The following is a 25,991-nucleotide window of genomic DNA, read 5'->3' as shown; positions in this document are numbered from 1 at the left end:
ATGTCGAATAAACCTTTCTACTATCAGGATCCTTTTCCGTTAGAAAAGGATGAGACCGAATACTACCTGTTAAGCAACGACTACGTTTCCGTCGCAGAATTTGAAGGGCAGGAAGTCCTCAAAGTTGCCCCGCAAGCGTTGACGCTTCTTGCCAAACACGCCTTCCACGATGCTTCCTTTATGCTTCGCCCCGCGCACCAGCAGCAGGTCGCCGATATCCTGAATGACCCGGAAGCCAGCGAAAACGACAAGTACGTGGCGCTGCAGTTCCTGCGTAACTCGGATATCGCGGCGAAAGGTATCCTGCCGACCTGTCAGGACACCGGCACGGCAATCATCATGGGCAAAAAAGGCCAGCGCGTCTGGACCGGCGGTGGCGATGAAGCGGCGCTGGCTCGCGGTGTGTACGACACCTTTATCGAAGACAACCTGCGCTACTCGCAAAACGCGCCGCTGGATATGTATAAAGAGGTCAACACTGGCACTAACCTGCCGGCGCAGATTGACCTCTATAGCGTGGACGGCGACGAATATAAGTTCCTGTGCATCGCCAAAGGCGGCGGCTCAGCGAACAAAACTTACCTCTACCAGGAAACCAAAGCGCTGATCACTCCAGCCAAGCTGAAAAATTACCTGGTTGAGAAGATGCGTACCCTCGGCACTGCGGCTTGCCCACCGTACCATATTGCCTTTGTGATTGGCGGTACGTCTGCCGAAGCCACGCTGAAAACCGTGAAGCTGGCGTCGACTAAATATTACGACGGTCTGCCAACCGAAGGTAACGAGCACGGCCAGGCATTCCGCGACGTTGAGCTTGAAAAAGAGCTGCTGGTTGAAGCGCAGAATCTGGGCCTCGGGGCGCAGTTCGGCGGCAAATACTTTGCTCACGATATCCGCGTGGTGCGTCTGCCGCGCCACGGCGCGTCCTGCCCGGTCGGGATGGGCGTGTCCTGCTCCGCTGACCGTAACATCAAAGCCAAAATCAACCGCCACGGCATCTGGATTGAGAAGCTGGAAAATAACCCAGGCAAGTACATTCCAGAATCGCTGCGTAAAGCGGGTGAAGGTGAAGCGGTGAAGGTTGACCTGAACCGTCCGATGAGCGATATCCTCAAGCAGCTGTCCCAGTACCCGGTCTCTACGCGCCTGTCGCTGAGCGGCACTATCATCGTGGGCCGCGACATTGCGCACGCCAAGTTGAAAGAGCGTATGGATAAAGGTGAAGGGCTGCCGCAGTACATTAAAGATCACCCGATCTACTACGCAGGCCCGGCAAAAACCCCTGAAGGTTATGCTTCTGGCTCGCTTGGCCCAACCACCGCAGGGCGTATGGACTCCTACGTTGACCAGCTGCAGGCGGAAGGCGGCAGCATGATCATGCTGGCAAAAGGCAACCGTAGTCAGCAGGTGACCGACGCCTGCCATAAACACGGTGGCTTCTACCTCGGCAGCATCGGCGGCCCGGCGGCGGTGCTGGCGCAAAGCAGCATCAAGAGTCTGGAATGTGTGGAGTACCCTGAGCTGGGTATGGAAGCCATCTGGAAAATTGAAGTGGAAGACTTCCCGGCGTTTATTCTGGTGGATGACAAAGGCAACGATTTCTTCCAGCAGATTCAGGCGTCGCAGTGCGCCCGCTGCGTGAAATAATCTCTTTTACCGCCCTTCGGGGCGGTTTTTGTTTCTCCGTTCATACTTATCTTTTTCGCAAGAGCAATGTCACTTCACAATCACTTTGAATTCAAGGAGAAGGTAATGACAACGTCACGCCGCGAAAGCGATTCTATGGGGCCGATTGAGGTTCCTGCCGACAAACTGTGGGGCGCGCAAACCCAGCGCTCACTAGAGCATTTCCGGATCTCCACCGAGAAAATGCCGCTTTCGCTGATTTATGCCCTGGCGCTGACCAAGCGCGCGGCGGCGAAGGTTAACCTGGATTTAGGCCTGTTGGCCGCGGACAAAGCCGATGCCATTATGGCGGCCGCCGATGAAGTCCTGAAGGATAAGCACCCCGACGAGTTCCCGCTGGCTATCTGGCAGACCGGCTCTGGCACCCAAAGTAATATGAACATGAACGAGGTGCTGGCTAACCGTGCCAGCGAACTCCTGGGCGGCGAACGAGGCATGTCGCGTAAAGTGCATCCGAATGATGACGTGAACAAAAGCCAAAGCTCGAACGACGTCTTCCCAACGGCGATGCACGTGGCGGCGGTGATTGCGCTGCGTGAGCACCTGCTGCCGCAGCTGGCGGTACTGCAGGAGACGCTGCGCCAGAAATCTGAGAGTTTCCGCGATATCGTCAAAATTGGTCGTACTCACCTACAGGACGCTACGCCGCTGACGCTCGGCCAGGAGTTCTCCGGCTGGGTGGCGATGCTGGAACATAATCGTCGCCATCTGGAACAGAGCCTCCCGCACCTGAGCGAGCTGGCTCTGGGCGGCACCGCCGTGGGAACCGGGTTGAACACCCATCCAGAATACGCGGTACGCGTGGCGAAAGAGCTGGCGTCGTTGACCGGGCAGCCGTTTATCACGGCGCCGAATAAATTCGAAGCGTTAGCGACCTGCGATGCGCTGGTTCATGCCCACGGGGCGTTAAAGGGATTGGCGGCGTCGCTGATGAAAATCGCCAACGACGTTCGCTGGCTGGCCTCCGGCCCGCGCTGTGGCATTGGCGAACTTTCCATTCCGGAAAACGAACCGGGCTCCTCCATTATGCCGGGGAAAGTAAACCCGACGCAGTGTGAGGCGATGACCATGCTGTGCTGCCAGGTGATGGGTAACGATGTGGCGGTCAATATGGGCGGCGCATCCGGTAATTTCGAGCTTAACGTTTATCGCCCGATGATCATCCACAACGTGCTGCAATCCGTGCGTCTGCTGGCCGATGGCATGGAGAGCTTTAACGAGCACTGCGCGGTGGGGATTGAGCCTAACCGCGAGCGTATTGATCAGTTGCTCAACGAGTCGTTAATGCTGGTGACGGCGCTGAATACCCATATCGGCTATGACAAAGCGGCGGAGATTGCCAAGAAAGCGCATAAAGAGGGGCTGACCTTGAAGAACGCGGCGCTGGCGTTAGGCTATCTCAGCGCCGAGGAGTTTGACCGCTGGGTGCGACCAGAAGAGATGGTCGGCAGCCAAATCAACGGCGCTTAATCCGGCGCTAACCACAGGTGCAGCCGCTCAATCATCAGCTTAAGCGGCTGCGCTTCCGGCTTATGCCGGTGCTGGACGTTATCGGCATCATAGTTCAGCAGTTCACCAAGGTCAGGCACACTGACGCCGTTACGCCCGGAAATCACCGCAATCAGTGGGCCGGGGCAGGCGTACTGCACCTGTTTCTGCTCACCGGCGTACCACACGCGGGCAATCGGCTGCACCTTCACCGGGCGTTTGATTTTCAGCTTCGCCTGCTGCGGCAGCGCTGCAATATCCTGGTATTCTCGTTCCAGTCTCGACTGCCACTGTTCACGGGTCCACGGCGGCACCGCACGCGGTGACTTCAGGCTTTTTTCAAGCTGCGCCAGCACTTCATCGCGGGTCAGATTCTTGATGATATGTTTATTCGCCCAGCCGAAGCGGATGGTGCTTGGGTCAGACAGTAGGGTGAGCGAGCGGTAGGCGTTGAGGGTGATCAAACCGGGGATATAGCGATGAACCCATTCAAAACGGGCCACTGACGGCAGGCCCGAATCGACGGTGATTATCTGCTCCAGTGCGGCCTTTAACGCATTAATGTGCTGCACGCGCGCGGTGAGCGCTTCATGCTGCTCGCTGGTTGCCTGCAGGCAGATAGCGCCGGGAAGCCGTACCGCCGCCTTGCTGCTGAGGTTCTCCGACTGCTGCTGAATAAACAGATGGTTAAAGTGTTTCAGCGCCATCTCAAAGGCGGTTTGCCCCAAATGCTGGACAACCTGAATTTGAGATAGCGGCGCGTGCTCCGACGTCTTCTTCACTTCCGGCAGTTCAAAAATACGTGCGGTAAGCAGGCGGCAGGCGGAGAGTTCATCGCGTAGGTCCAGCAGATTACGCTCAATCTGACGAAAGGTGTCTGTTAACCGCTCTACGAGGTCGTAGCTCGCCATGATTAGCGCTCCGCTATTAAATTAGTTACAACATACTATGTGTGCCGTTCACTATAAGCCAGAATCTGGCACCGTGCAAACCGCGGTCAGCTAGCCGCGGGCAGGGAGATATGGTGGTAGATAGGCCAGGTCAGGCTGAAACGTGCGCCGCCCAGCGGGCTGATGTCACAGTGCGCCTGCCCACCCATCGCTACCGCGATAGAGTGGACGATGGCCAGACCTAATCCGCAGCCGCCGGTCGCCCGGTCTCGGCTTGGGTCGAGGCGGACAAACGGCTCGAACACGCGCTCACGCTCGCCTTCGGCAATGCCGGGGCCGTCGTCATCGACCTGCAGGCAGGCAATGCTACCGTGCAGCATCAGGCTGACCTGAATACGCGACTGGCTGTAGCGCATGGCGTTGTTGATAAGGTTGTCGAGGACGCGCTCCATCAGACGCATATCCAGCGCGCCGTAATCGCCCGGCGAAATCTGGTCAACGGTCACTTCACGTTGTGGGTTCACGGCCTGCACATCTTCAACGTGCGTAGCGATCCACTGCGGCAAGTCTGGCGTGGTCAGTGAAAGCTCGGTCTGTGGGCGGTCAAGGCGAGCGTAGGTCAACAGCTCCTCAATTAGGGCTTCCAGTTGCCCAATATCGCGATTGAGCGCCAATGACTCGGCTTCGGTCAGGTTTTCACTCATCTCCAGCCGATAGCGCAGGCGTACCAGCGGCGTGCGCAGTTCATGGGCAATACCGTCAATCAGCTGTTTCTTACTGGCAATCAGTGCATTGATGTTATCGGCCATCTGGTTAAAGGCGACGCCAAGGCGCTCGAAACTGGACATGCTGTCAAAGTGAATACGCTCGGTCAAATGCCCCTCGCCGAAGCGCTGTGCGGCGCTCTCGAGGCGGAGCATATCCTGCCAGTGCGGCCGCATCCAGATAAACACCGGGAAGGCGAGCGAGATGGCGATAAACGCCATTAACGCAATATCCAGCAGCCGCATCTCATGCATAAAGTAGAGGTAGGGGATCGGCCCGACGGCCAGTACGTAGTGGCTACGCGGAATGCGCTGAATAAAGGTGTACTGGTCATCAAGTGCGACGATATCGCCTTCGCGCAGGTGCTGCATCGATCTTTCACCCAGCTGGAATTTACTCAGCGGCTCAATGCGCAGGTCAAACGACAGGTTAAGATCGAGCTCGTTGAGCGTCTTGCTCCAGTTGCGTGGTGGAATTTCACGCAGCTCGCTACGCATAAGATACAGGGAGCTTTTCATCAGGTCGTCAAGCGACTGACGACCAGCTCGTTCGGCGGTGAACTTATAGACCAGCCCGACCAGCATGGTCATGACCAGAAAGCAGACAAACAGCAGGAGGTAAAACTGCACAAACAGCTTTTTCATGAAAAATCACCGAACGTTCAATATGTTAGCTAATACGTATTCCCCAGAGAATTTCAGGGGCGGTCAGCGCTTTGCCGATACGCAGGGGGATGAGATGGCCATCAAGCCTGCTTATCCAGGCAGAGTACACTGTATAACGCGGTTCTGCATGCCATGACGTTGATGAGCGACGATAAATGTGGGGGTCAACCATCCTTGCTTGCATCATTTTTATCTCAGAATGACAATGAATGAACGTTCATTCATTATTATTTTTATAGTAGAGACATCATGAGCAAAAAAACGCTTCGACTCGATTTCCCTCAATGGCAGGGCGGCAATAACCCGCCTTATTACCTTGGTTCACGGCTGCTCTCCTTTCTCGCTCCCACGGCGAAGGGGCCGGTAGAAGAGGTTCCGGTCGCGTTACCTGACGTGGACACTCTTACTCAGGTCGATGGCATCACCGGCAAACCGCAAATAATTCAACAGTTGCGTGACGCGGCAGCGCTTATCGAGAAACACGACCCTGATGCGATGGTCGTTTTGGGCGGAGACTGCCTGGTTTCGCTGGCACCGTTTGCCCATCTGTTGAATAAATACGGCGATAAGCTGGGCGTGTTATGGATTGATTCTCATCCTGACGTCCAGACCGCCGCGCAGTATCCAAATGCACATGCTCACGTACTAGGGGCGCTAATGGGGACGGGCGATAAAGATCTGGTGGCGAGCGTCGCTACCCCGCTTTCACCGGCCAAAGTCATGATTGCTGGCATCCACAAACCGCTGGCCCATGAACAGGAATATCTCGATGCGCATCGCATCGCAACGTCGAGCCCTGAAGAGATTAAAAACGGCGCGAATGAGGTTCTGGCGTGGATTGCCCAAGAGAACATCGCTTATCTGGCCATTCATATCGATCTCGACGTTCTGGATCCCGCATTTTTCCGTTCGGTGCTGTTCGCACAACCGGGCAGAGGGGAGCATGATTTCGGTGATGTGGCGGAAGGTAAGCTGACGATGGCGGAAGTGCTCAGATTGGTTCATCAGGCTACCTCACAGGCTGAGGTCGTCGGGATTACTCTCGCGGAGCATTTACCGTGGGATATGTTGAATCTGAAGAATATGCTGAGCGAGTTACCGCTGCTGAAATAAGAATCAAGCCGGTAGTCAGAGGGGGCATCATATATGGCGACTGGCGCGAAAGGACGGTAAAGTTTGCGGATAGAGACAAAGCAAAGGGCGAATATGTCAAAGGATACTGAAACTTACCATAAGCTGATTACCGCAGCTGCAGCCTGCTTCGCGGAAAAAGGTTTCAGCGCAACGAGCGTACGCGAGATTGCTACGCGTGCCGGTATTAGCCAGGGGGCGATGTACACCTATTTTAAGGGTAAGGATGAGCTTATTCGGGCGATTGTACTGGAAGAGCAGAACTCAGCGTTGAATTCACATGAACAACTTTCCGGTGACACGTATTTTGAACGTCTTTGCCATCAGGTCATCTCTTGTATCAGCGATGTCGGCTATCCCGTTACGCACCGCCTGTGGGTTGAAATTATGGCCGAATCCTCGCGTAATCCTGAGCTACAGGAAACCTTTATTTCCAGCGACTGCATTATGCGAAAAAGCATTGCCGGAATTATTGAACAAGGGATAACGGCAGGGGAGTTTCGCCAGGATATTCACCCGGAAGAAATGACCATTATTCTGTTTGCGTTTATTGATGGGTTGATTGCTCGCAAGGCGATAAACCCAGCGTTTTCGCTGAATAAAGATGTGCCAATGTTTAACCAGATGATGATAAAGCTACTGAAATAATACGTTCTCTCTATTCTTTTACTCTCCACTGCCATCGTGTCTCCGACGCAAGAAAATCTGTCGCGTCGGGGATAAGACCTGTTATGGTGTAACTGCATAAAAAAAATCTAAATTGTGTCATTCCGCTATGGAAAAGATGCGGATTCTCCTGCGCTTGATGAGAGGTTAGGCTATGCAACAGATCGATTTTTATATGGTAGATGCTTTCACCACCACGACGTTTGGTGGCAATGCCGCTGCCGTTTGCCCACTCACCGAATGGCTGCCGGATGAGACATTACTGAAGATGGCGAAGCAGCATAACCAGTCGGAAACCGCTTTTTTTGTCACCACGGATAACGGTTTTGAACTCCGTTGGTTCACCACTCAAGGGGAAATCAACCTCTGCGGGCACGCGACGCTGGCGGCCGCACACGTCATCTTTGAATACCTGAATTTCCCTGATGCGACGATTCACTTCGATACCCGTTTTGTTGGGCCACTTACCGTGACTCGCAATGGGGAGTGGTTAACCCTTGATTTTCCGGCCTGGAAGACCGAACCGGCCGCGCCGCCCGCTTTGCTGCTGGAAGCGTTGGGCATCACCGAATACAAAGAAGTGCGCGTAGCGCGCGATTACCTGGTGGTACTGGAAAATCAGCAGCAGGTCGAGGCGCTGCGGCCGAATATTAACGCCATGGTACCGCTGGGTAAAATGGTCTGCGTCACCGCGCCAGGGACGGGCGAGTACGATTTTGTCAGCCGCTTCTTCTGCCCAGGTGAAGCCGTGGCTGAGGATCCGGTAACCGGATCGGCGCATAGCATGCTTATCCCTTACTGGGCGGAAAAGCTGAACAAAATGGAGATGATGGCGCATCAGGGCGTGGATCGTGGTGGGGAACTGCGCTGTCGTCACCTGGGTGACCGCGTTCATATTGGCGGGCAGGCGACGACCTATCTGATAGGCAAAGTAGTGCTGCGTTAATCGTTTCTGAGCGATACCGCGATTTAGCGCGCCTCGGCGTTCAGGGCACCGAGGCGCGTGCTATTCAGTTAAGCGACGCTTCTGTTTCTTGCGTTGTCTCGTTCTTCGTCAATACCCGGCTGGCAATCACTCCGGACATCATCGAGCCATTCACGTTCAGCGCGGTACGCGCCATATCCACAATGGGCTCAATCGCAATAAAGATCCCGACCAACGCCACCGGAAAATTCAGGGTGGAGAGTACAATCAGCGCGGCGAAGGTACCGCCGCCGCCTACACCAGCCACGCCGATGGAGCCCAGCGCGATAGCGGGCAGCAGCGTCACCAGGAAATGCACGGAGAACGGGTCGATACCCATTGTTGGCGCAATCATCGCCACCATTATGGCGGGATAAATCCCGGCGCAGCCGTTTTGTCCCATGCTGGAGCCAAATGAGGCGGCGATATTGGCAATGGTGCTTGGTACACCAAATTTTTCCTGCGCGGTAATCGCCAGCGGAATGGCCGCCGCGCTGCTGCGGGAAACAAAGGCAAAGGTCAACACCGGCCAGACGGTTTTATAATAGCGCAGCGGGTTATGTCCGCTTAGCACCAGCAAAATGGCGTGCACGACAAACATCATCGCCACCGCCAGATAACAGGCGACAATAAAGCCGAGCAGGCTGGTAAATTGCGCGAGCTGATAGGTGGAGAACACCTTCGCCATTAATGCCAGCACCCCGTAAGGAGTGAGGGTAATAACGATGCGTACCATCTTCATGACCCAAATCTGAATGGCGTTAATGCCGGCACTTAATTTTGCGCCTTCTTCCGGTGCCTCTTTTTTTACTTTCAGCAGCGCGATACCCGCCAGCAGAGTAAATATCACAATCCCGATCACCGAAACGCTTCTGGCGCCGGTCAGGTCGAGGAACAGATTGGTGGGAATCAAAGAGGTGATAAGCTGCGGCAGCGAAACGGCGGCGGTTTTGGAGACATCGTCAGCGGTCAGCGTGGACTGCATCTGCCCGAAAGTGCTGGCGCTCAGCCCCAGGGTATGCGCCATCGTCAGGCCAACAAACCCGGCGATCATCACCAGAATCAGCATACAGGCGACGATGGTCAGCGACATTTTGCCGATCCCCGCATTATTTTCGAGCTTATTAATCGCTGAGAGAATGGAAATAAAGATCAGCGGAATGGCGACCAGCTTTAATAAATTAACGTAACCGTTACCAATGACGCTATACCAATCAATCACGGTGGTTCTGCTGTCGCTGGCGATAAAGTGGAGAGAAAGCCCGATGAGCGCGCCGATAAAAATAGCCGCGAAGACAGAACGGGAAAGCGATGAGCTGCGTTTATCTATTTCGAAAATGCCCCATGAGCAGATCAAAAAAAGCGCAATATACGCGAGTGTAATGAACATCTTTAAGCCTCTTGCCCCATTCAGCACCTGAAATGCCGGAAAGAGTTGTTTTCAATTAATTAACCTATTATCCCGGATGGATAATAGTGCCGTCGCGCATTATAGAGAGAAAGATTCTGATATGGCATGCAAAAAGTGTGACTTTATGCGTTTGGATGACAGGGAAGGCTGAACAATATTTAGCGGCTTGTTTTCGCACCATGATTCTCGTAATTTGTCTTTTTTCTGAACTGTCGGGGGCGTTATGCAGGCTTTACTGGTTATTGATATGCAGCGGTTTGTCAGCGATAGAATCACGCGTGGCGTGGAGTATTTTCCCGCCGCGAGCATCGAGAATATGAAAACGATTCTGGCTTCTTTCAGGGCTGCCGGGAAAACTGTGCTTCATGTACGCCATGAAACGACAGAACCCGGATCCGATTTGCAAAAAGATTCCCCGCATTTTCCGCCGGTCGAAGGATTTGAGGAGCAGGGCGAAGAAAACGTCTTTATCAAGCGAACCTCGTCGGCGTTTAGTTCGACCGATCTCTACCAGTGGCTACAGCGCGAGAACATTAACGAATTAACGGTGATTGGCGCCGTGGCCGGTTTCTGCGTTAACTCAACGATTCGATCCGGGGCCGATCTGGGCTTGCACATGACGATCGTTCGCGATGCGGTGCTGAGTTTTCCTCTGGGCGAGGGGTTGAGCGCTGAAGCTATCTTCAACGTGACGCTGGGGTTGCTTGAAGCGGGCTTTGCACGAGGTGTGACGACGGCCGAGCTGACGCAATAGCGAACGGAATTATAGATAATATTGCCAGCAGCGTGTTTAGTGCGCAGCTGGCAGCATAAACACGCTGTTTTTGAGAGGGGTGGTGCGCCGTCTCTCGAGGGTTATAGTTTTATAGTCAGCATATTATGCTGTTGGGATGAGTGTTATTCCCAGGCGTGCGGCGCAAACAGATAGCCTTTATTACGCACGGTTTTAATGCGGTAAGGCTCGGTGGCGCTATCGAGTAGTTTCTTACGCAGGCGCGAAATCGCCACGTCTACACTGCGGTCCATGCCGTCGTAGGTTACGCCGCGCAGGTTCTTCAGCAACGCATCGCGATCCATAATTTGTCCGGCGTGCGTCGCTAGTTCCCACAGCAGATCAAAATCCGCCGTCGACAGCGCGATGCTCTCGCCGCTCAGCAGCACCTGACGGTTCACCGGGTCGATGGAAAGGGTACCGAAACGAATCGCTTTGTGTGGCGTTAGCGTAGGCTGGGCAGGCGCAATGCTGTTACTGGCGGCTGGACGCTGGCGTAAATGCAGGCGCAGGCGCGCGAGCAGCACGGCGGGTGGGGTGGTTTTGAGAATATAATCGTTGGCGCCCATTTCCAGGGACAGAATATGGTTCATATCGCTATCGAGCGAGGTCAGCAGTACAATTGGCCCGGTCCATTGGCCGCGCAGGTCGCGGCACAGCGTCATGCCGTCTTTGCCCGGCAGCATAATGTCCAGCAGCACCAGGTCCGGGTTTTCCCGGGCGATCGTTGCTTCGGCATTGTCGCCACGCGGCTCGACCACCACATCCATATCATGCTTTCCGAGATAAGCGGCGATCAGCGCCCCAACATCCGGATCATCCTCAACATAAACGATCTTATTCATTACTCTACGCACTGACGGAAAAAACGCTACGATACACTGAGCGCCCGTCGCCTGCCACCTCTGCTTTCTCAATTCCCGAGCTGCATTAACCTTTTATCTATGAGCAGACTTCCGTTATGCTCAGGCAACATGTTGTTTATCGGTAAATAATGCAATGGGATTGTTAATTAAGGCGCTGCTTGGGGCGCTGGTGGTTGTCCTGATCGGTATTTTAGCGAAAACCAAAAACTACGCGATTGCGGGGCTGATCCCGCTGTTTCCCACCTTTGCGCTGATCGCTCACTATATTGTCGCCAGCGAGCGAGGCACTGAGGCGCTACGGACGACCATCGTGTTCGGTATGTGGTCGATTATCCCGTATTTTCTCTATCTGTTATCGCTGTGGTACTTCACCGGTATGATGCGCCTGCCGTTGGCGCTAGCAGGCGCTGTGGCCTGCTGGGGCGTCAGCGCCTGGCTGCTGATCTTTTTGTGGGGGCGTTTCCACTAAACGCTAGACCAGCGGGCGACCGCCATCGACGGCAAAGGTACGCCCGGTCACGTAGCAGCTGCCGAGGATATATTCGACGAGATCGATAATCTCTTTCTCCCCGGCGGCAATCTTCATCAGCGACTTATTGAGCGCTTTCTGGCGATACTCTGCGTCATCATCTTCATTAAACAATACCAGCGCAGGCGCAATCGCGTTCACCTTAACTTCCGGTGCCAGCTTGCGGGCGAAGGAACGGGTCATATTATCCAGCGCCGCTTTACTGGCGGCATAGGCGATGTGCTTATCGCTGCCGCGCTCCACCACATAATCGGTAAAGTGAATAATATCGCCTTCGGCGTGCCCGTGGCCGCGTAGCATATCTTCCAGCGCGTGGTTAAGCAGATAGGGAGCATGAACGTGAATTTGCATCATGGCGTTCAGCACATGACTAAGGGATGCGCCAGGGCTCTCCGCCAGCCAGCCGCTGGCATTATGGATAACCGCGCGCAGGCTGGAGCAGTGGGTTCTCACCGCATCCGCGAAGGTGTAAATCCCCTCATCGGTGGATAAATCCGCCTGGATGCAGACCGCCCCCGCCCGCTGCATCACGTCGATAGCCGGGTAGTGGGTGCGGTAGCTTAGGATAACCGGCTGCTGCTGGGTGAGAAAGTGGTGGGCAAGGGCGAGGCCAATGCGGCGGCCTCCACCGGTTATCAGAATCGGGCGTGACAGCATGTTTCCCATCGTACTCTCCTTATATTAAAGATGATGGGGCCACATGCGTTACCCCACCAGCATCCACGTTGCCGGTACGGCGACAACCAGAAGCAAACCAATTAAAGCCAACTCACGACGCTTCAGCATGACGTTATCGACATGGGTGCGGCGCGCATAAATAAAGACCAGTAGCCCCGGCGCATAGAGTACAACCGACAGCAGCAGGTGCATGGGGCCAGAAGCATACAATAACCATAAGCCATAAATGCAGGCGCCGACACCAATAAGCTTGTGTAACGGACGATTCGCAATTTTAAGCAGGAACGCGCCGACCAGGAAATAAGGCACGAGGATCATTTCGGACGCGATGGTCAGCAGCGTATTGTAGTCTGACCCGGTAAGCCAGATCAGCACCAGGCTTGCCTGCACGCTGAGGTTGGTCAGCCAAAGCGAAGCGGATGGCGCATTATTGGCGTTCTGGCGAGCAAAAATACGTGGGAACGCTTTGTGCGTAGCGGCCAGCAGCGGCACTTCCGCCGCCATAATCGTCCAGCTCAGGTAAGCACCGCAGACCGAAACAATCAGCCCGGCAGCAATCACCACTTCGCCCCATGAGCCCATCATGCGCACCATCAGGCCCGCCATCGACGGGTTGCGCATTTCAGCAAGCTCAGGGCGCGCAACGACACCCATCGACAGCAGCGTCACCAGCAGATAAACGCCCAGTGCTGAGATGACCGCCAGCAGCGTAGCGCGCCCGACGTCTTTTTTATTGCGCGCACGAGCAGAAACCACCACCGCGCCTTCCACGCCGATAAACACCCACAGGGTAATCAGCATGGTATTTTTCACCTGTTCCCAGACCGGCACGCCTAAATCGATGCCGTGGAAATCAAGAGTAAACACGTCGCTGTTGAAGGCAAGGGCGGCGAGCACGATAAACAGCCCGAGCGGCACCAGTTTTGCTAACGTTGCCACCAGGTTGATGCTGGCGGCAGTCTGTACGCCCCGCAGGACCAGAAAATGGACGATCCACAGCAGTATCGACGCGCCGACGACGGAGTGCCAGGTATTACCGTCGCCAAACAGGCGCATCTCCGGCGTATCGGTAAAGAAGCTTAGCGCCGAGAAGACGATAACCAGATAGGAGACGTTGGCAATAACCGCGCACAGCCAGTAGCCCCAGGCGGAGCAGAAGCCAACCAGTTCGCCGAAACCTTCGCGCGCGTAGGTAAAGATGCCGCCGTCGAGGTCAGGACGAATGCGGGTCAATACCAGCATTGCGACGGCGAGAAACAGGATGCCGACACCGGTGATCGCCCAACCGATCAACAGCGCAGCGGGGCTGGCGACTTCCGCCATATTTTGCGGCAGACTAAAAACGCCTGCTCCAAGCATTGAGCTCAGCACCAGCGCCGTCAGGGCACTAAGCCCTAATTTCTTTTCCATGTGAATCCTGTCGTGGAAGAAGAAGAACAAGAATATTTATTTGGCGAAATCGCATAAAAATGGAGGATTGCGCTGAGGCGGCGATTTTACGGAGTGCAGTGCATACATGCAACAATGTATGTCCGAAAAAGTCACACTATCGGATGAGGGAGGATAAAAAATGGATGGCGAGACGGGGTGGCTGGTTTAAAAATACACAGATACGGGAAGATAGGATCGTGATGAAAAAAAGCCGGCGAGAGTATCACCGGCTTTTTTGATATTACTTGTACAGGTCGGCGCTGATGGTGACGTTGCCGCCACGCTCTTGCCACTGACGCGTAATGTGGTAGTACTTCGCGCCTTTCTTCGCGGCGCGCTTCGCGACCTGGTAGGAAACCTCGGTCATGTTGCCGTAGTTACCGGTGAATTTGACGCTGTCGAACGGAACCATCTGCGCGGCAGCCACTTTGTTCAGCTCTTCCACTTTGGTGCCGTCTGGTAGCGTGACGCTGTAACGACCGCCTTTAGAGGACTGCGTTTCGAAGAAACGACCTACGCCGGTGCCTGCGCCCACGGCTGCAGTGGTGGCTACGCCTGGAATTTCAACCTGTTTGGCGGCTTCGCCACCTTCGGCCAGCGCCTTACGGCCAGCGTCAGAGTCGGCTGGAATCGCATCCGGGCTCTGCAGAACGCGTTTTTCTGCATCGGCTTTATAGATGTACGCGGTGACGCGCTGGTTACCGCCGTCGTTGGCATCAACCTGACGAACGATAAAGAATGATGCCGCACCTTTCGCTTTTGCCGCTTTGGTGATCGCATCATTGACTTCAGGCTGGCTGCGGTAGAATCCCTGTACGGTCACGGTGTCGTAAGGCACCAGTGCGACCGCCTGATCTTTTGGCAGTTCAACGATACCGTTGATCACGCGGTTTTTCGGGGCTTCTGATTTTGCTGCATCGGCTTTGTAGAAATCAGCCGTTACGCGCCAGTTCCCGCTGTTGCCGAAATCGGAGGTGTCGACAACGTAAAAGGAGGCTGCGCCGTCTTTGTCCGCTTTACGGGAAACTGCCTGAACGGCATCGCCAATGGCGTTAAAACGGCCGGTAATCACGACACGGTCATAGGGCTTCAGTGCGGACGCTTGCTCCGGGGTCAGCTCAGTTGCTGCTTGAGCGGACATGGCCGCGGCAGTCAGCATGGCGGACACGAGGAGGGTGTTCTTAAGCTTCATAAAAATAATCCTTCGCCTTGCGCAAACCAAATTCGGGAAATGGTGTAAACGGGAAACGCCTGATTATGGCATTGAAATGACTCCACTGTCTGCGTCATTTTTAACTTCAGATGCGAACCCGATGACGGTTTTGGATAACTTTTCCTGATATGTTGAAAAAACGGGCTCTTGACCGGAAAAACCGGTCAACCATATGACTTTTTTAAGTTAATAGAATGTTAACTGGTATATCTTGCCCGCAAATAATCATGTTTTCACTCGCGGATGAAGCGATTTATTAGGCTCGCTTAGCGAATCTGGGGTAAATATCGCTGTTTGTAACCGTCACCACTCGGTGTTTGGCATTTAATGCAAAAATAGTGTTTTTCGGAGCTAGATCACAATCGTTATTTTCAGTAGGTTATAGACAGTTTGTTACTGTTTTATTTATTCAGGTTGCTCGCCTGTTTGTTCGCTGACGGGTCATCCGCAACATACTGACAAAATGGCAAACCATCAAATTAGAACCGATGTAAGGGAATAGTTATGCGTATTGGTGTACCAAAAGAGAGGTGGGCCCAGGAAACGCGAGTCGCAGCAACGCCGAAGACGGTGGAGCAGCTGCTTAAGCTCGGTTTCAGCGTGGCAATTGAAAGTGGTGCAGGAAAACTGGCAAGTTTTGATGATGACGCGTTTGTTCAGGCCGGGGCTGAAATTGTCTCTGGCGATGCGGTCTGGCACTCTGACGTTATCCTGAAAGTCAACGCGCCGCTGGACGAAGAGATTGCGCTGCTGAATCCTGGCGCTACGCTGATTAGTTTTATCTGGCCGGCACAAAATGCTGCGCTGATGGAAAAACTTGCCGCGCGTGGTGTTAACGTGATGGCGATGGACTCCGTGCCGCGCATTTCCCGCGCGCAGTCGCTCGATGCCTTAAGCTCGATGGCTAATATCGCCGGTTACCGCGCGATTGTTGAAGCGGCGCACGAGTTTGGTCGCTTCTTTACCGGCCAAATCACCGCGGCGGGGAAAGTGCCTCCGGCGAAAGTGATGGTGATTGGTGCTGGCGTCGCAGGACTTGCGGCGATCGGCGCAGCAAACAGCCTCGGCGCGATTGTGCGTGCCTTCGATACGCGTCCAGAAGTGAAAGAACAGGTGCAGAGTATGGGCGCCGAGTTCCTTGAGCTGGACTTTAAAGAAGAAGCAGGCAGCGGTGATGGCTACGCGAAAGTGATGTCCGAAGCGTTTATCGCGGCGGAAATGGCGCTGTTTGCCGCACAGGCGAAAGAGGTCGATATCATTGTCACTACGGCGCTGATTCCTGGTAAACCGGCGCCGAAGCTGATCACTCGCGAAATGGTTGATTCCATGACCCCAGGCAGCGTGATTGTTGACCTTGCGGCGCAAAACGGCGGCAACTGCGAATACACCGTGGCAAACCAAATCGTCACCACGCCAAACGGCGTGAAGGTGATTGGCTATACCGACCTTGCGGGTCGCCTGCCGACCCAATCCTCCCAGCTTTACGGCACTAACCTCGTTAACCTGCTGAAGCTGCTGTGCAAAGAGAAAGACGGCAACGTCACCATCGACTTTGACGACGTCGTGATTCGCGGTGTGACCGTGATCCGCGAAGGCGAAGTCACCTGGCCGGCACCGCCGATTCAGGTTTCTGCACAGCCTCAGGCGGCGAAGAAAGCGGTTGAAGAGCCGAAAGAAGCGCCGAAACCGGCTTCACCATGGCGCAAATACGCGCTGATGGCGCTGGTGATTATTCTGTTCGGTTGGCTGGCAAACGTCGCGCCGAAAGAGTTCCTCGGTCACTTTACGGTGTTTGCACTGTCCTGCGTAGTGGGTTACTACGTAGTGTGGAACGTCTCTCATGCCTTGCACACGCCGCTGATGTCGGTCACGAATGCCATCTCCGGCATTATCGTGGTGGGCGCGCTCCTGCAGATTGGCCATGGTGGCTGGGTCAGCTTCCTGAGTTTTATCGCGGTATTGATCGCCAGCATTAATATTTTTGGTGGTTTCACCGTCACTCAGCGCATGCTGAAAATGTTCCGCAAAGGATAAGGGGTTAACAAATGTCTGGAGGATTAGTTACAGCTGCATACATTGTTGCCGCGATCCTGTTTATTTTTAGCCTGGCAGGGCTGTCAAAACACGAAACGTCCCAGCAGGGCAACTACTACGGCATTGCCGGGATGGCTATCGCCCTGATTGCGACCATCTTCGGACCGGATACCAGCAACGTAGCGTGGATCCTGCTGGCGATGATCATCGGCGGCGCGATTGGTATTCGCCTGGCGAAGAAAGTCGAAATGACCGAAATGCCGGAGCTGGTGGCGGTTCTGCACAGCTTCGTTGGTCTGGCGGCGGTGCTGGTTGGCTTTAACAGCTACCTGCAGCACGAAACCGGCATGGAACAGATTCTGGTCAATATTCACCTGACCGAAGTATTCCTCGGTATCTTCATTGGTGCGGTAACCTTTACTGGTTCGATCGTGGCGTTCGGCAAGCTGTGCGGCAAGATGTCTTCTAAACCGCTGATGCTGCCAAACCGTCACAAGCTGAACCTGGCGGCGCTGGTGGTTTCCTTCCTGCTGCTGGTGGCCTTCGTGCGTACCGATAGCGTTGGTACCCAGGTGCTTTGCCTGCTGGTGATGACCGTTATCGCGCTGGCTTTCGGCTGGCATCTGGTGGCCTCTATCGGCGGTGCGGACATGCCGGTGGTAGTGTCCATGCTGAACTCCTACTCCGGTTGGGCAGCGGCGGCGGCGGGCTTTATGCTCAGCAACGACCTGCTGATCGTCACCGGCGCGCTGGTGGGTTCTTCCGGTGCCATCCTGTCTTACATCATGTGTAAAGCGATGAACCGTTCGTTCTTCAGCGTTATCGCCGGTGGTTTTGGTACCGATGGTTCCTCTACCGGCAGCGACGAAGAAGTGGGCGAGCACCGCGAAATCACCGCGGAAGAGACGGCTGAAATGCTGAAAAACTCCCATACGGTGATCATCACCCCAGGCTACGGCATGGCGGTGGCGCAGGCGCAGTATCCGGTGGCTGAAATTACGGACAAACTGCGTGCGCGCGGCATTAAGGTGCGTTTCGGTATTCACCCGGTTGCCGGGCGTCTGCCGGGTCATATGAACGTGCTGCTGGCGGAAGCGAAGGTGCCTTACGACATCGTGCTGGAAATGGACGAGATTAACGACGACTTCTCCGATACCGATACCGTGCTGGTTATCGGCGCGAACGACACCGTTAACCCGGCTGCCCAGGACGATCCGAAAAGCCCAATTGCCGGGATGCCGGTGCTGGAAGTGTGGAAGGCGCAGAACGTTATCGTCTTCAAACGCTCAATGAACACCGGCTACGCTGGTGTACAGAACCCGCTGTTCTTTAAAGAGAACACCTCAATGCTGTTTGGCGATGCCAAAGCCAGCGTGGATGCGATTCTGAAAGCGCTCTGATAGGTAATGTGAATGCTAAGCCGCCGCGTCAGCCTGACCGGCGGCTTTTTTATTTGTTGCTTGATTGTTTTTGGTCAAAAATTGCTCGCTCATCGGTGTTATACTACACAACGTCGTCCACACCTATGAGGAAATTATGGATACCTTGTTATCGCCTGCACAACTGGCCATCGAATATCTCCGCCGTGAAACCACGCCGTTAACCCCCGCACAATATCTGAAACGCGTTAAGCAGCTTGAGCTGGAATTTGCCGACCTGATGTCGCTTTCCGCCATCGAGCTTAAAGAAGAGATCGATTTTGCCTGGCGACTAGGGCTCCACTGATAGGTGTATCGTTTGAATCCCGGCCGAACATCGCGATGCCGTGGATTCTGCTCCAGACAGAAAAAAACCGGCCTGAGCCGGTTTTTTATTACCATCACCAGGCGCGTTAATCGTCCTCTTCGTCATCCATCTCCACCGGCGTCTGGTAATCGTTCGGCTTAATAGCCAGCAGATCGCAGCGCAGATGGTCAATGACCTGTTCCGCGGTATTACCGAGGAACGCCGCCGAAATACCGGTACGACCAACCGTGCCCAGCACCACGATACCGGCATCCAGATGCGCGGCTAAGTCCGGGATGACCTCTTCAGGCAGCCCTTTCTCTACGTGGGTGAACTTCTCATCAATGCCGAATTTCTGACGCAGTGATTTCATCGCCAGCAGGTGCTGACCGCGAATAGCATCGTTATATACGCTTGGGTCAAAGTCAGGCAGTTCAATGGCAATGTTGATAGGGGTAACAGGATAGGCTCCTATCAGGTGCACTTCGGTATGGTTAACCTGGTCTGCCAGTTCAATCGTCTCTTTTACTAGCTTCTCGTTCAGCGCGTTGTGGTATTCCTCTTCGCTGGCGAGGTTGACGGCCACCAGCGCTTTACCGCCTTCCGGCCAGGGCTGGTCTTTCACCATCCACACCGGGCAAGGGCATTTACGCAGCAGGTGCCAGTCGGTAGGCGTAAAGATGACCGACTCGAGTTTGTCGTGCTGGTGCGCCATTTTCAGCATCAGGTCGTGACCGCCGCTGATGACCTCCTGGATAATCGCTTCAAATGGCCGATTGTGCCACACCACTTTAATCTCCAGCGGAACGCCTGCTTCCAGGTAGAATTTCGCCTGCTCGCGGATCCATGCGGTTCGCTGGCTAATTACGCCCTGGCGCATTGCGGTGCGCTCGTCAGGAGACAAAAGGGTGGTCATTTCATAAGAGAAGTCGTAGATAGGCAAAAAGGCTTTGATGCGACCGCCAATCCGTTGATGCAGATAAACAGCACGGCGCAGCGCAGGCTGATCGTCCTGGTTAGGATCGATAGCAACGAGCATATTTTGATACTTGGCCATACAGGTCTCCTTACAGCTGTAACCACAGTTTGTAAGTAAAAGATAACTCATATATGGAGAATGAAACAGGGGATAACCTTTGCCAGATCAATAAACAGGATAAATTTGATGTGCAGAAAGGCTAACGCTAAGCGTGACTGAGCGGAGAGAAAAGGGGCCAGTTTTATTTAAAAGACGCAATAAAAAACCCCGAAGATTCGGGGTTTTCAGGCAGGAAGTGCAGAACCTATCAGGCAACGTTACGAGTATGACCCGCCAGCACCGCCAGCGCATCGCTGTTTTCGATGGTGATGTATTTGCCTTTCACCGCCAGCATGCCACTTTTCTGGAAACGACCCAGTAAACGGCTGATGGTTTCTACCGTCAGACCGAGGTAGTTACCGATATCGCCACGGGTCATCGTCAGGCGGAACTCACGAGGAGAGAAACCACGCTGCGCGAAACGCCGTGACAGGTTGTAGATAAAGGCAGCCAGACGCTCTTCCGCATTTTTCTTCGACAGCAACAGAATCATGTCCTGATCGCCTTTGATCTCACCGCTCATCAGACGCATCATCTGCTGGCGCAGGTTCGGCATCTTGCCGGATAAGTCATCCAGCGTTTCGAATGGGATCTCACAAACCATTGAGGTTTCCAGCGCCTGAGCAAAACTAGGGTGATGACCTGTCCCGATGGCATCAAAGCCCACTAAATCACCGGCCAGATGGAAGCCCGTAATCTGCTCATCACCCTGTTCGGTGATGGTATAGCTCTTGATAGTACCGGAGCGAATGGCGTACAGAGACTTCAGTTCATCACCGGCCTTGAAGAGGGTTTGCCCTTTCTGGATGGGCTTTTTGCGCTCGATAATATTATCCAGCTGATCAAGCTCATGCTCATTAAGAGTGAACGGGATGCAAAGCTGGCTGATGCTGCAATCCTGACAATGGATAGCGCAACCGCCAGACTGAATGCGTCGTATAATTCTCTTTTCCGGGATCATAGGTCTGCTCAAGCCGTAATTGATATTAGTCAATTTTAACATCTTTTTATGGAGCAGGTAAGTCTCGGCGTAGGGATTCACCCAATATTAAAAAGGGATAGTTCCTGTTGTGGTGTATATTGTTGATATGCATCAATAATTTTTAGGTGCGATTGTGAAAGGGGATGTTGTCACCCCGGTTATAAGGCACAGAAAATCAAAGTAGCAGGTAGCCTTCATGGCGCAGGAGCCACTCTTTGCGCTGCACGCCGCCCGCGTAGCCGGTCATGGTGCCGTTGCGGCCAATCACGCGATGGCAGGGTACGACAATGCTGACGGGGTTCGAACCGTTAGCCGCACCCACCGCCCGCGCCGCGCCGGGGCGACCGAGTTGTTCGGCAAGCTGACCGTAGTGCATGACCTGCCCGCAGGGAATGGTGCGTAAGGTCTGCCACACTTCACGCTGGAAATCCGTGCCGCCGGTTGCCGTTGATAGCGTGTCAATAATGGCAAGATCACCCTCAAAATAGTCTGCAAGTTTCTGGCTGAGCCCGCCTGGGTTACGTGAAGCCACTCTGGTATAGCCCTGCTGACGGTAGTGAATGTCCAGCAGTTGTTCCATGCGATCGCTATGTTCTTCCCACTCAATCGCTCGTAGGTGAAAACTCTCGTCGCAAAGGATCCACAGCGGCCCAACCGGTGTAGCAATTTTATCTTCGAGCAAAGTCAGCATCAGTACGCTCTCATTAAAATGAATTATTCCTATACTCCACCATACCATGTGAATGTGAACATTCTCTATACCCCAGATGTGTAACCCGATAAATTAAGAGGATTGTTTATTTTCTACCGGAAAAGCGTGGATAGATAGTGAGATAAATAACAGAGGGAACACTCAATAATATAACGTTATGACTTAGGGTTATAATTAATGCATTGATAATCATAGGTAATAGTGATTTTCATCCGGGCTGCAGAATAAAAATCGGGGTCTGTCGACATCGCCAGACCCCGCAGCAACCACACAATTGTATCCGTACTGTTGCCCACTTTTGCTCCGAACAGCGGGTATTACTATTTATAACGGGTTCGCGTTAATTTTCCAGATAATTCTTGGTGATTTATTTCACGTATTGGTGACGCCCATTGAAAAATTAATTTTCAATTTACATAGTTTAAGTGTGAATTAATATATTCAAATAAACAATGGGTTCCGAATGAAGATATTTGAGCGATGAGAATCTACTCAACACGCAGACAACACATTGAGCCCGTCCGGCGACACGGCTATAGTATGGGCCAGACGTAATGAAGAGGATGCCCCATGAATCTTGACGACAAATCGCTGTTTCTTGACGCCATGGAGGATGTCCAGCCGCTGAAGCAGTGCCACGATGTTCATTGGCAACCAGCCCGAAATGCCCGCGCCCGACAGCAGCTAGACACGCTGCAGCTGGATAATTTTCTTACCACCGGTTTTCTGGATATCGTCCCGCTTGCCACACCGCTGGAGTTTAAACGAGAAGGGCTGCAAACTGGCGTGCTGGATAAACTCCGGTTGGGTAAGTATGGCCAACAGGCCAGCCTGAACCTGCTGCATCAGCCGGTGGAAAAATGCCGTCAGAGTCTGTATGCCTTTATTCATCAGGCGCAAAAAGAAAATCTGCGCAATGTGCTGATTATTCACGGCAAAGGCAAAACGGATAATGCTCACGCCAATATCATTCGCAGCTACCTGGCTCGCTGGCTAACCGAGTTTGAAGATGTGCAGGCGTTTTGCAGTGCGCTACCGCATCATGGCGGTAGCGGTGCGTGCTATGTCGCGCTGCGAAAGTCGGAGGCGGCAAAGCAAGAAAACTGGGAGCGCCACGCCAAACGCAGCCGCTAGAATTGCATGGCGCGATCGGGTTTGATACAACGAATGAATCATGTCGCCAAATAGCACATACGCAGATGATCTCTAGCCATCACTTCCAGGTCCCGTTCCAAAGCAAAACGATTCATGCTGAAAGCACATTTGGCTGCAATGGACATGTTCTGATGCTGCATGGCGGTGGCAAGGATCGGACGGTTTTCTACAAATATAGGGATCTTCTGGATACCTTAGGTTTTGGAACGACGATATTTGACTTTTTGGGGCATGGTGAAACAGGGGGAGACATTCACGAATCTTCTCTTTTTAGTCGCACGATGCAAGCTGAGGCGGTGATTGCTTCACAGGGACAGGAGATTACAGGTTGCATGGGCGTCAGTATGGGAGCCTACAATGCGCTTCAGCTTAGTAAAACGATGCGCTTTCAGTCTCTTATCCTTATGGTTCCCGGTGTTTACTCAGCAACGGCCTATCACGTTAATTTTGGTTCTGACTTTTCTGCCATCATACGCAAAAACAGAAGCTGGGAACATTCAGATGCGTGGGGGATTGCTGCCCAATTTAAAGGGAATTTACTGGTTATCGCTGCCGAAAATGACGTAATTATCCCCGCTGAAATACCAGAAAAAATCCTCTCTTCTGCTTCAGGCTGTTGTCAAAAGCAACTTCTGATAGCCCCTGACGCTGGGCACAATAATATTTGGGAAAATGTCATACTTTCACCCGTGCTATACGAAAATGTACGCTCGGCTTTTCAGCATTGTTTATCTTGTTGAGTTTGCGCATGTTGAATCCTGGATTCGTTACCCGTAGGGCTCTTGCTCAGTGGCAGGATATACCCGAGTTTTTGCCACAGTTTCAGTTCTATGAAAAACACCAGACTGTCATCAAGACGCACTCGCCTGAAAAAATCCTTCCGTTAATAGCGAATTTCGATATTCAGCAGGATGCCGTCATCCGGTTATTGATGTCTGTACGACAACTGCCGCAAAAATTCCGGCGCAATAAACAACACCAGGCGATGAGCCACTTTGGCCTGGCTAGTTTTACACGTCTTAAAGAGTCGGCATCCGATCTCTGCTACGGACTGCGTGGACAATTCTGGCGCGCAGATTTCGGTCTGGAAAATGTGCCGAATACTGATGCTTTTCTGGCGCCAGTGAAGCCGGGGAGCGCAAAGCTCTTACTGCGCTATCAAGTAAAAAAAGTGAAAGAAGGGCAATACGAGCTGAAAACTGAGACGTTTATTTACTGTCCGGATAGCGCCACTCAGCTGAAAATGGCGGCTTACTGGCTGGCAATACGGGCAGGTAGTGGATGGATTCGAAAAAGGACGCTTATGGCTGTTAAGTCTGCAATTTGATAACAAAGTCAGGTATGCAGAGGCGTTAGTCAGGAGGATCTTAAACGGTGTGTTTATGTCATCAGGCTCGATGCTCTGTTTGCTATTGAATACCCACGCGGCATTTCTCCCACGTGTTACATTGGCAAAGGAACACGGTTTCATTGGTCGGTTAAACCGATGAAATGTTCATCCATGTATGATGTTTACCAGCGCACTCAGGAGCAGGTTACCTCTTAATGAGATAATCTGGATAACGGACTGGTTCATGAGGACAACAAATAGTGTCATTCAATAATAAAAATCTGTTTATTACTCTCTTATCTCTCTGCACATTTCAGACCTATGCAGCACAATGCACTGTGGAAACCCTCGCTAAAAACAAACTGAACAACTTCATCCTTCTTGGTCAGCAGGTAAGAACTGAAACGCCCAAATCTGTATCAGTCACTATTGATAGCCCTGATGGATATCTCCGCACATCGCTTCAAAGCAACTTCAATCAATGCGGTGAACTAATGAGCGGCCATATGAAAGAGGTCAAAGCCTCAACGGGCCCGAACGGCGTTTTCACGGCAACCTCTGACATTCAGTTGGATAAAACAGAATTTGGCTGGCGCATCCAGGTAGACTCAAACGGGGTCATAGCCGATAAAAACAGCCAGAAAACTACGCAGATATATCGGCAGACTCTTGAGGGAATGTACCAGCTTAACAGCAAAGGAATTATCAGCCACGCGATTAATCGTTCCGTTTTCGTGGCTACAAAACCGGGAGATAAAGACAAAACCTCAGTAGGCACAATCGACTACACCTTCAATTCATCCGGATTACTGGCAAGCGCAGTAAACAAAGGAAGTATGGCGATAGACAATAATACGATTGTATATAGCTATGATGATAATCATCGTCTGATCAGAACCCAGTCACCTTCAACCATAGAAGAGTATGGCTATGATAACGAGGGCCGTGAGTTGACCCTGAGCAAGACCCAGACGTACTTCACGATTGAAAAAAACCTGACCACCTGCAAGGAGTGGAACTCACATGGAGAGTGCACACATGCCAATATGGATATCACGATCACCCCAACCGATCGGACCGGCAAACAGTATGTGGACAAACATAACGCCGTAATGACGGCGAAATATGAATACTGGAACTAACTTACGAAAAAGAAAGTCTGCTTTGAGCGAGAAGCGGACATTCTTGTACAAAGCATAGCACCGGATTACAGTGAGATCATTGATTGATAAGTGAATCGAATCAGAACAGTAGCCAATGAAACAAAAACTTCGCAAACGTAACCAAGACTGGATATCAAGGCAATTGCAACGTGCGCAAAAAGAGGAAATGCCGTTAAGTTTCTTTATTAACTTTCCCTCAATACGAGCAACGGCTTATAATGGTGAGCGCCTTAAACGGCGTGGTCGTCTCAAGCCGGACTGGAATCGCGCATTGTTTCATCAGGGGTGGGGAGAAGTACCAATTGTTGGACCACAAGGCTCAGTATATTGGTTTGAGGGGTTTGATAAGGAACAATTACCTGGAGAATTGATGTCGCTGTGGGAAGATGCCTAATTTTATTGATTTTGATTCAATAGTTTTCAGTGTAGCGTTTCATCCACAAACTAGACTGCGAGGAGTAGAGGCCAATCCTACACAAAGACTAAAGTATTCCTGTTAGCCATTAAACGATTTATTCAGTTAAAGATAATCTACATAGCTGACCGAATCTGCGTATCCCAAAATCCTATAACCGGTTGATGTCTCCATTCCAGGGAGATGAATTGAATCGCCACAGATAATCTAGACACTTCCGAGCCGCTGATAATATTGTTTTT

25 protein-coding genes are annotated in these 25,991 nt (G+C 52.8%); 15 read left to right on the top strand and 10 right to left on the bottom strand.

Annotation, left to right across the window (positions count from 1 at the left end; all coding sequences use genetic code 11):
- Entirely contained in the window at positions 1-1,647 is a 1,647-nt protein-coding gene (fumA, locus tag V6940_RS21565; RefSeq protein ID WP_035897082.1) for a class I fumarate hydratase FumA, read from the top strand.
- Between the two features lie 105 nt (positions 1,648-1,752).
- Positions 1,753-3,156, top strand: coding sequence for a class II fumarate hydratase (gene fumC / locus V6940_RS21560; protein WP_333497261.1), 1,404 nt, complete (start codon positions 1,753-1,755; stop codon positions 3,154-3,156).
- Here the strand turns inward: fumC and tus are convergent.
- Both tus and rstB read right to left on the bottom strand, forming a co-directional pair.
- Positions 3,153-4,085, bottom strand: coding sequence for a DNA replication terminus site-binding protein (gene tus, locus V6940_RS21555; RefSeq protein ID WP_333497260.1), 933 nt, complete (start codon positions 4,083-4,085; stop codon positions 3,153-3,155). The genes fumC and tus overlap by 4 nt on opposite strands.
- Before the next feature lie 86 nt (positions 4,086-4,171).
- Positions 4,172-5,473, bottom strand: coding sequence for a two-component system sensor histidine kinase RstB (gene rstB / locus V6940_RS21550; protein ID WP_333497259.1), 1,302 nt, complete (start codon positions 5,471-5,473; stop codon positions 4,172-4,174).
- A gap of 270 nt (positions 5,474-5,743) precedes the next feature.
- Here rstB and V6940_RS21545 point away from each other — a divergent pair, with 270 nt between their 5' ends.
- The 3 genes from V6940_RS21545 (at position 5,744) to V6940_RS21535 (ending at position 8,237) form a co-directional block, all read left to right on the top strand.
- Positions 5,744-6,607: an arginase family protein gene (locus tag V6940_RS21545; RefSeq protein WP_333497258.1), complete on the top strand. Its 864-nt coding sequence runs from the start codon at positions 5,744-5,746 to the stop codon at positions 6,605-6,607.
- Positions 6,608-6,700: 93 nt separating this feature from the next.
- Positions 6,701-7,273 carry a TetR/AcrR family transcriptional regulator gene (locus V6940_RS21540; protein ID WP_333497257.1) on the top strand — a complete coding sequence of 191 codons (573 nt, stop codon included), beginning with the start codon at positions 6,701-6,703 and terminating at the stop codon, positions 7,271-7,273.
- 172 nt (positions 7,274-7,445) lie between these two features.
- A complete protein-coding gene (locus V6940_RS21535; RefSeq protein ID WP_333497256.1) occupies positions 7,446-8,237 on the top strand; it encodes a PhzF family phenazine biosynthesis protein in 792 nt (263 codons plus the stop codon).
- 64 nt (positions 8,238-8,301) lie between these two features.
- On the opposite strand, the gene V6940_RS21530 is transcribed toward V6940_RS21535, so the two are convergent.
- The gene (locus V6940_RS21530; protein ID WP_333497255.1) at positions 8,302-9,645 is read right to left on the bottom strand and encodes a cation:dicarboxylate symporter family transporter; all 1,344 of its coding nucleotides are present in this window, start codon (positions 9,643-9,645) and stop codon (positions 8,302-8,304) included.
- 244 nt (positions 9,646-9,889) lie between these two features.
- Between V6940_RS21530 and V6940_RS21525 the strand changes: the two genes are divergently transcribed.
- The gene (locus V6940_RS21525; protein ID WP_333497254.1) at positions 9,890-10,420 is read left to right on the top strand and encodes an isochorismatase family protein; all 531 of its coding nucleotides are present in this window, start codon (positions 9,890-9,892) and stop codon (positions 10,418-10,420) included.
- A 143-nt stretch (positions 10,421-10,563) separates the two neighbouring features.
- Here the strand turns inward: V6940_RS21525 and rstA are convergent, their stop codons facing one another.
- Positions 10,564-11,283, bottom strand: coding sequence for a two-component system response regulator RstA (rstA, locus tag V6940_RS21520; RefSeq protein ID WP_333497253.1), 720 nt, complete (start codon positions 11,281-11,283; stop codon positions 10,564-10,566).
- A 154-nt stretch (positions 11,284-11,437) separates the two neighbouring features.
- Between rstA and V6940_RS21515 the strand changes: the two genes are divergently transcribed.
- Positions 11,438-11,773: a GlpM family protein gene (locus V6940_RS21515; RefSeq protein WP_333497252.1), complete on the top strand. Its 336-nt coding sequence runs from the start codon at positions 11,438-11,440 to the stop codon at positions 11,771-11,773.
- Between the two features lie 3 nt (positions 11,774-11,776).
- Here V6940_RS21515 and folM read toward each other — a convergent pair whose 3' ends face one another.
- From folM to ydgH, 3 genes are all read right to left on the bottom strand, one after another.
- Positions 11,777-12,499 (bottom strand): dihydromonapterin reductase, encoded by a 723-nt coding sequence (folM, locus tag V6940_RS21510; RefSeq protein ID WP_333497251.1) that lies wholly within the window; start codon positions 12,497-12,499, stop codon positions 11,777-11,779.
- Positions 12,500-12,538: 39 nt separating this feature from the next.
- The gene (locus tag V6940_RS21505; protein ID WP_333497250.1) at positions 12,539-13,921 is read right to left on the bottom strand and encodes an amino acid permease; all 1,383 of its coding nucleotides are present in this window, start codon (positions 13,919-13,921) and stop codon (positions 12,539-12,541) included.
- A 262-nt stretch (positions 13,922-14,183) separates the two neighbouring features.
- A complete protein-coding gene (ydgH, locus tag V6940_RS21500; protein ID WP_333497249.1) occupies positions 14,184-15,134 on the bottom strand; it encodes a DUF1471 family protein YdgH in 951 nt (316 codons plus the stop codon).
- Between the two features lie 525 nt (positions 15,135-15,659).
- Between ydgH and pntA the strand changes: the two genes are divergently transcribed.
- From pntA to V6940_RS21485, 3 genes are all read left to right on the top strand, one after another.
- Positions 15,660-17,189 (top strand): Re/Si-specific NAD(P)(+) transhydrogenase subunit alpha, encoded by a 1,530-nt coding sequence (pntA, locus tag V6940_RS21495; RefSeq protein ID WP_333497248.1) that lies wholly within the window; start codon positions 15,660-15,662, stop codon positions 17,187-17,189.
- A gap of 11 nt (positions 17,190-17,200) precedes the next feature.
- Positions 17,201-18,589, top strand: coding sequence for a Re/Si-specific NAD(P)(+) transhydrogenase subunit beta (gene pntB / locus V6940_RS21490; protein WP_035895466.1), 1,389 nt, complete (start codon positions 17,201-17,203; stop codon positions 18,587-18,589).
- 136 nt (positions 18,590-18,725) lie between these two features.
- Positions 18,726-18,914, top strand: coding sequence for a YdiH family protein (locus tag V6940_RS21485; RefSeq protein WP_035895467.1), 189 nt, complete (start codon positions 18,726-18,728; stop codon positions 18,912-18,914).
- 106 nt (positions 18,915-19,020) lie between these two features.
- Here V6940_RS21485 and uspE read toward each other — a convergent pair whose 3' ends face one another.
- The 3 genes from uspE to ogt form a co-directional block, all read right to left on the bottom strand.
- Complete coding sequence (gene uspE, locus V6940_RS21480; protein ID WP_123650393.1) at positions 19,021-19,971, bottom strand: universal stress protein UspE; 951 nt, start codon at positions 19,969-19,971, stop codon at positions 19,021-19,023.
- Positions 19,972-20,200: 229 nt separating this feature from the next.
- Complete coding sequence (fnr, locus tag V6940_RS21475) at positions 20,201-20,953, bottom strand: fumarate/nitrate reduction transcriptional regulator Fnr (protein WP_015964308.1); 753 nt, start codon at positions 20,951-20,953, stop codon at positions 20,201-20,203.
- A gap of 196 nt (positions 20,954-21,149) precedes the next feature.
- Positions 21,150-21,665: a methylated-DNA--[protein]-cysteine S-methyltransferase gene (gene ogt, locus V6940_RS21470; protein ID WP_333497247.1), complete on the bottom strand. Its 516-nt coding sequence runs from the start codon at positions 21,663-21,665 to the stop codon at positions 21,150-21,152.
- A gap of 591 nt (positions 21,666-22,256) precedes the next feature.
- Between ogt and smrA the strand changes: the two genes are divergently transcribed.
- The 5 genes from smrA (at position 22,257) to V6940_RS21445 (ending at position 25,728) form a co-directional block, all read left to right on the top strand.
- A complete protein-coding gene (smrA, locus tag V6940_RS21465; protein WP_333497246.1) occupies positions 22,257-22,820 on the top strand; it encodes a DNA endonuclease SmrA in 564 nt (187 codons plus the stop codon).
- A 152-nt stretch (positions 22,821-22,972) separates the two neighbouring features.
- Positions 22,973-23,581: an alpha/beta fold hydrolase gene (locus tag V6940_RS21460; RefSeq protein ID WP_333497245.1), complete on the top strand. Its 609-nt coding sequence runs from the start codon at positions 22,973-22,975 to the stop codon at positions 23,579-23,581.
- Positions 23,582-23,589: 8 nt separating this feature from the next.
- Positions 23,590-24,168, top strand: a complete 579-nt coding sequence (locus V6940_RS21455; RefSeq protein ID WP_333497244.1) for a hypothetical protein — start codon at positions 23,590-23,592, stop codon at positions 24,166-24,168.
- A 263-nt stretch (positions 24,169-24,431) separates the two neighbouring features.
- Entirely contained in the window at positions 24,432-25,313 is an 882-nt protein-coding gene (locus V6940_RS21450) for a hypothetical protein (protein WP_333497243.1), read from the top strand.
- A 115-nt stretch (positions 25,314-25,428) separates the two neighbouring features.
- The gene (locus V6940_RS21445) at positions 25,429-25,728 is read left to right on the top strand and encodes a hypothetical protein (protein WP_333497242.1); all 300 of its coding nucleotides are present in this window, start codon (positions 25,429-25,431) and stop codon (positions 25,726-25,728) included.
- Positions 25,729-25,991 lie beyond the last annotated feature (263 nt).

The sequence above is a fragment of the Kluyvera sp. CHPC 1.251 genome (assembly GCF_036759945.1).
Taxonomy (GTDB): Bacteria; Pseudomonadota; Gammaproteobacteria; order Enterobacterales; family Enterobacteriaceae; genus Kluyvera; species Kluyvera sichuanensis.
Note: the sequence above shows the minus strand (reverse complement) of the source record. Positions and strands in the feature narration are given on the sequence as shown.

Excerpts from the sequence above, each read along its gene's own strand:
- fumA (WP_035897082.1), top strand. The coding sequence starts at position 1 with ATGTCGAATAAACCTTTCTACTATCAGGATCCTTTTCCGTTAGAAAAG.
- fumC (WP_333497261.1), top strand. The coding sequence starts at position 1,753 with ATGACAACGTCACGCCGCGAAAGCGATTCTATGGGGCCGATTGAGGTT.
- tus (WP_333497260.1), bottom strand. The coding sequence starts at position 4,085 with ATGGCGAGCTACGACCTCGTAGAGCGGTTAACAGACACCTTTCGTCAG.
- rstB (WP_333497259.1), bottom strand. The coding sequence starts at position 5,473 with ATGAAAAAGCTGTTTGTGCAGTTTTACCTCCTGCTGTTTGTCTGCTTT.
- V6940_RS21545 (WP_333497258.1), top strand. The coding sequence starts at position 5,744 with ATGAGCAAAAAAACGCTTCGACTCGATTTCCCTCAATGGCAGGGCGGC.
- V6940_RS21540 (WP_333497257.1), top strand. The coding sequence starts at position 6,701 with ATGTCAAAGGATACTGAAACTTACCATAAGCTGATTACCGCAGCTGCA.
- V6940_RS21535 (WP_333497256.1), top strand. The coding sequence starts at position 7,446 with ATGCAACAGATCGATTTTTATATGGTAGATGCTTTCACCACCACGACG.
- V6940_RS21530 (WP_333497255.1), bottom strand. The coding sequence starts at position 9,645 with ATGTTCATTACACTCGCGTATATTGCGCTTTTTTTGATCTGCTCATGG.
- V6940_RS21525 (WP_333497254.1), top strand. The coding sequence starts at position 9,890 with ATGCAGGCTTTACTGGTTATTGATATGCAGCGGTTTGTCAGCGATAGA.
- rstA (WP_333497253.1), bottom strand. The coding sequence starts at position 11,283 with ATGAATAAGATCGTTTATGTTGAGGATGATCCGGATGTTGGGGCGCTG.
- V6940_RS21515 (WP_333497252.1), top strand. The coding sequence starts at position 11,438 with ATGGGATTGTTAATTAAGGCGCTGCTTGGGGCGCTGGTGGTTGTCCTG.
- folM (WP_333497251.1), bottom strand. The coding sequence starts at position 12,499 with ATGGGAAACATGCTGTCACGCCCGATTCTGATAACCGGTGGAGGCCGC.
- V6940_RS21505 (WP_333497250.1), bottom strand. The coding sequence starts at position 13,921 with ATGGAAAAGAAATTAGGGCTTAGTGCCCTGACGGCGCTGGTGCTGAGC.
- ydgH (WP_333497249.1), bottom strand. The coding sequence starts at position 15,134 with ATGAAGCTTAAGAACACCCTCCTCGTGTCCGCCATGCTGACTGCCGCG.
- pntA (WP_333497248.1), top strand. The coding sequence starts at position 15,660 with ATGCGTATTGGTGTACCAAAAGAGAGGTGGGCCCAGGAAACGCGAGTC.
- pntB (WP_035895466.1), top strand. The coding sequence starts at position 17,201 with ATGTCTGGAGGATTAGTTACAGCTGCATACATTGTTGCCGCGATCCTG.
- V6940_RS21485 (WP_035895467.1), top strand. The coding sequence starts at position 18,726 with ATGGATACCTTGTTATCGCCTGCACAACTGGCCATCGAATATCTCCGC.
- uspE (WP_123650393.1), bottom strand. The coding sequence starts at position 19,971 with ATGGCCAAGTATCAAAATATGCTCGTTGCTATCGATCCTAACCAGGAC.
- fnr (WP_015964308.1), bottom strand. The coding sequence starts at position 20,953 with ATGATCCCGGAAAAGAGAATTATACGACGCATTCAGTCTGGCGGTTGC.
- ogt (WP_333497247.1), bottom strand. The coding sequence starts at position 21,665 with ATGCTGACTTTGCTCGAAGATAAAATTGCTACACCGGTTGGGCCGCTG.
- smrA (WP_333497246.1), top strand. The coding sequence starts at position 22,257 with ATGAATCTTGACGACAAATCGCTGTTTCTTGACGCCATGGAGGATGTC.
- V6940_RS21460 (WP_333497245.1), top strand. The coding sequence starts at position 22,973 with ATGCTGCATGGCGGTGGCAAGGATCGGACGGTTTTCTACAAATATAGG.
- V6940_RS21455 (WP_333497244.1), top strand. The coding sequence starts at position 23,590 with ATGTTGAATCCTGGATTCGTTACCCGTAGGGCTCTTGCTCAGTGGCAG.
- V6940_RS21445 (WP_333497242.1), top strand. The coding sequence starts at position 25,429 with ATGAAACAAAAACTTCGCAAACGTAACCAAGACTGGATATCAAGGCAA.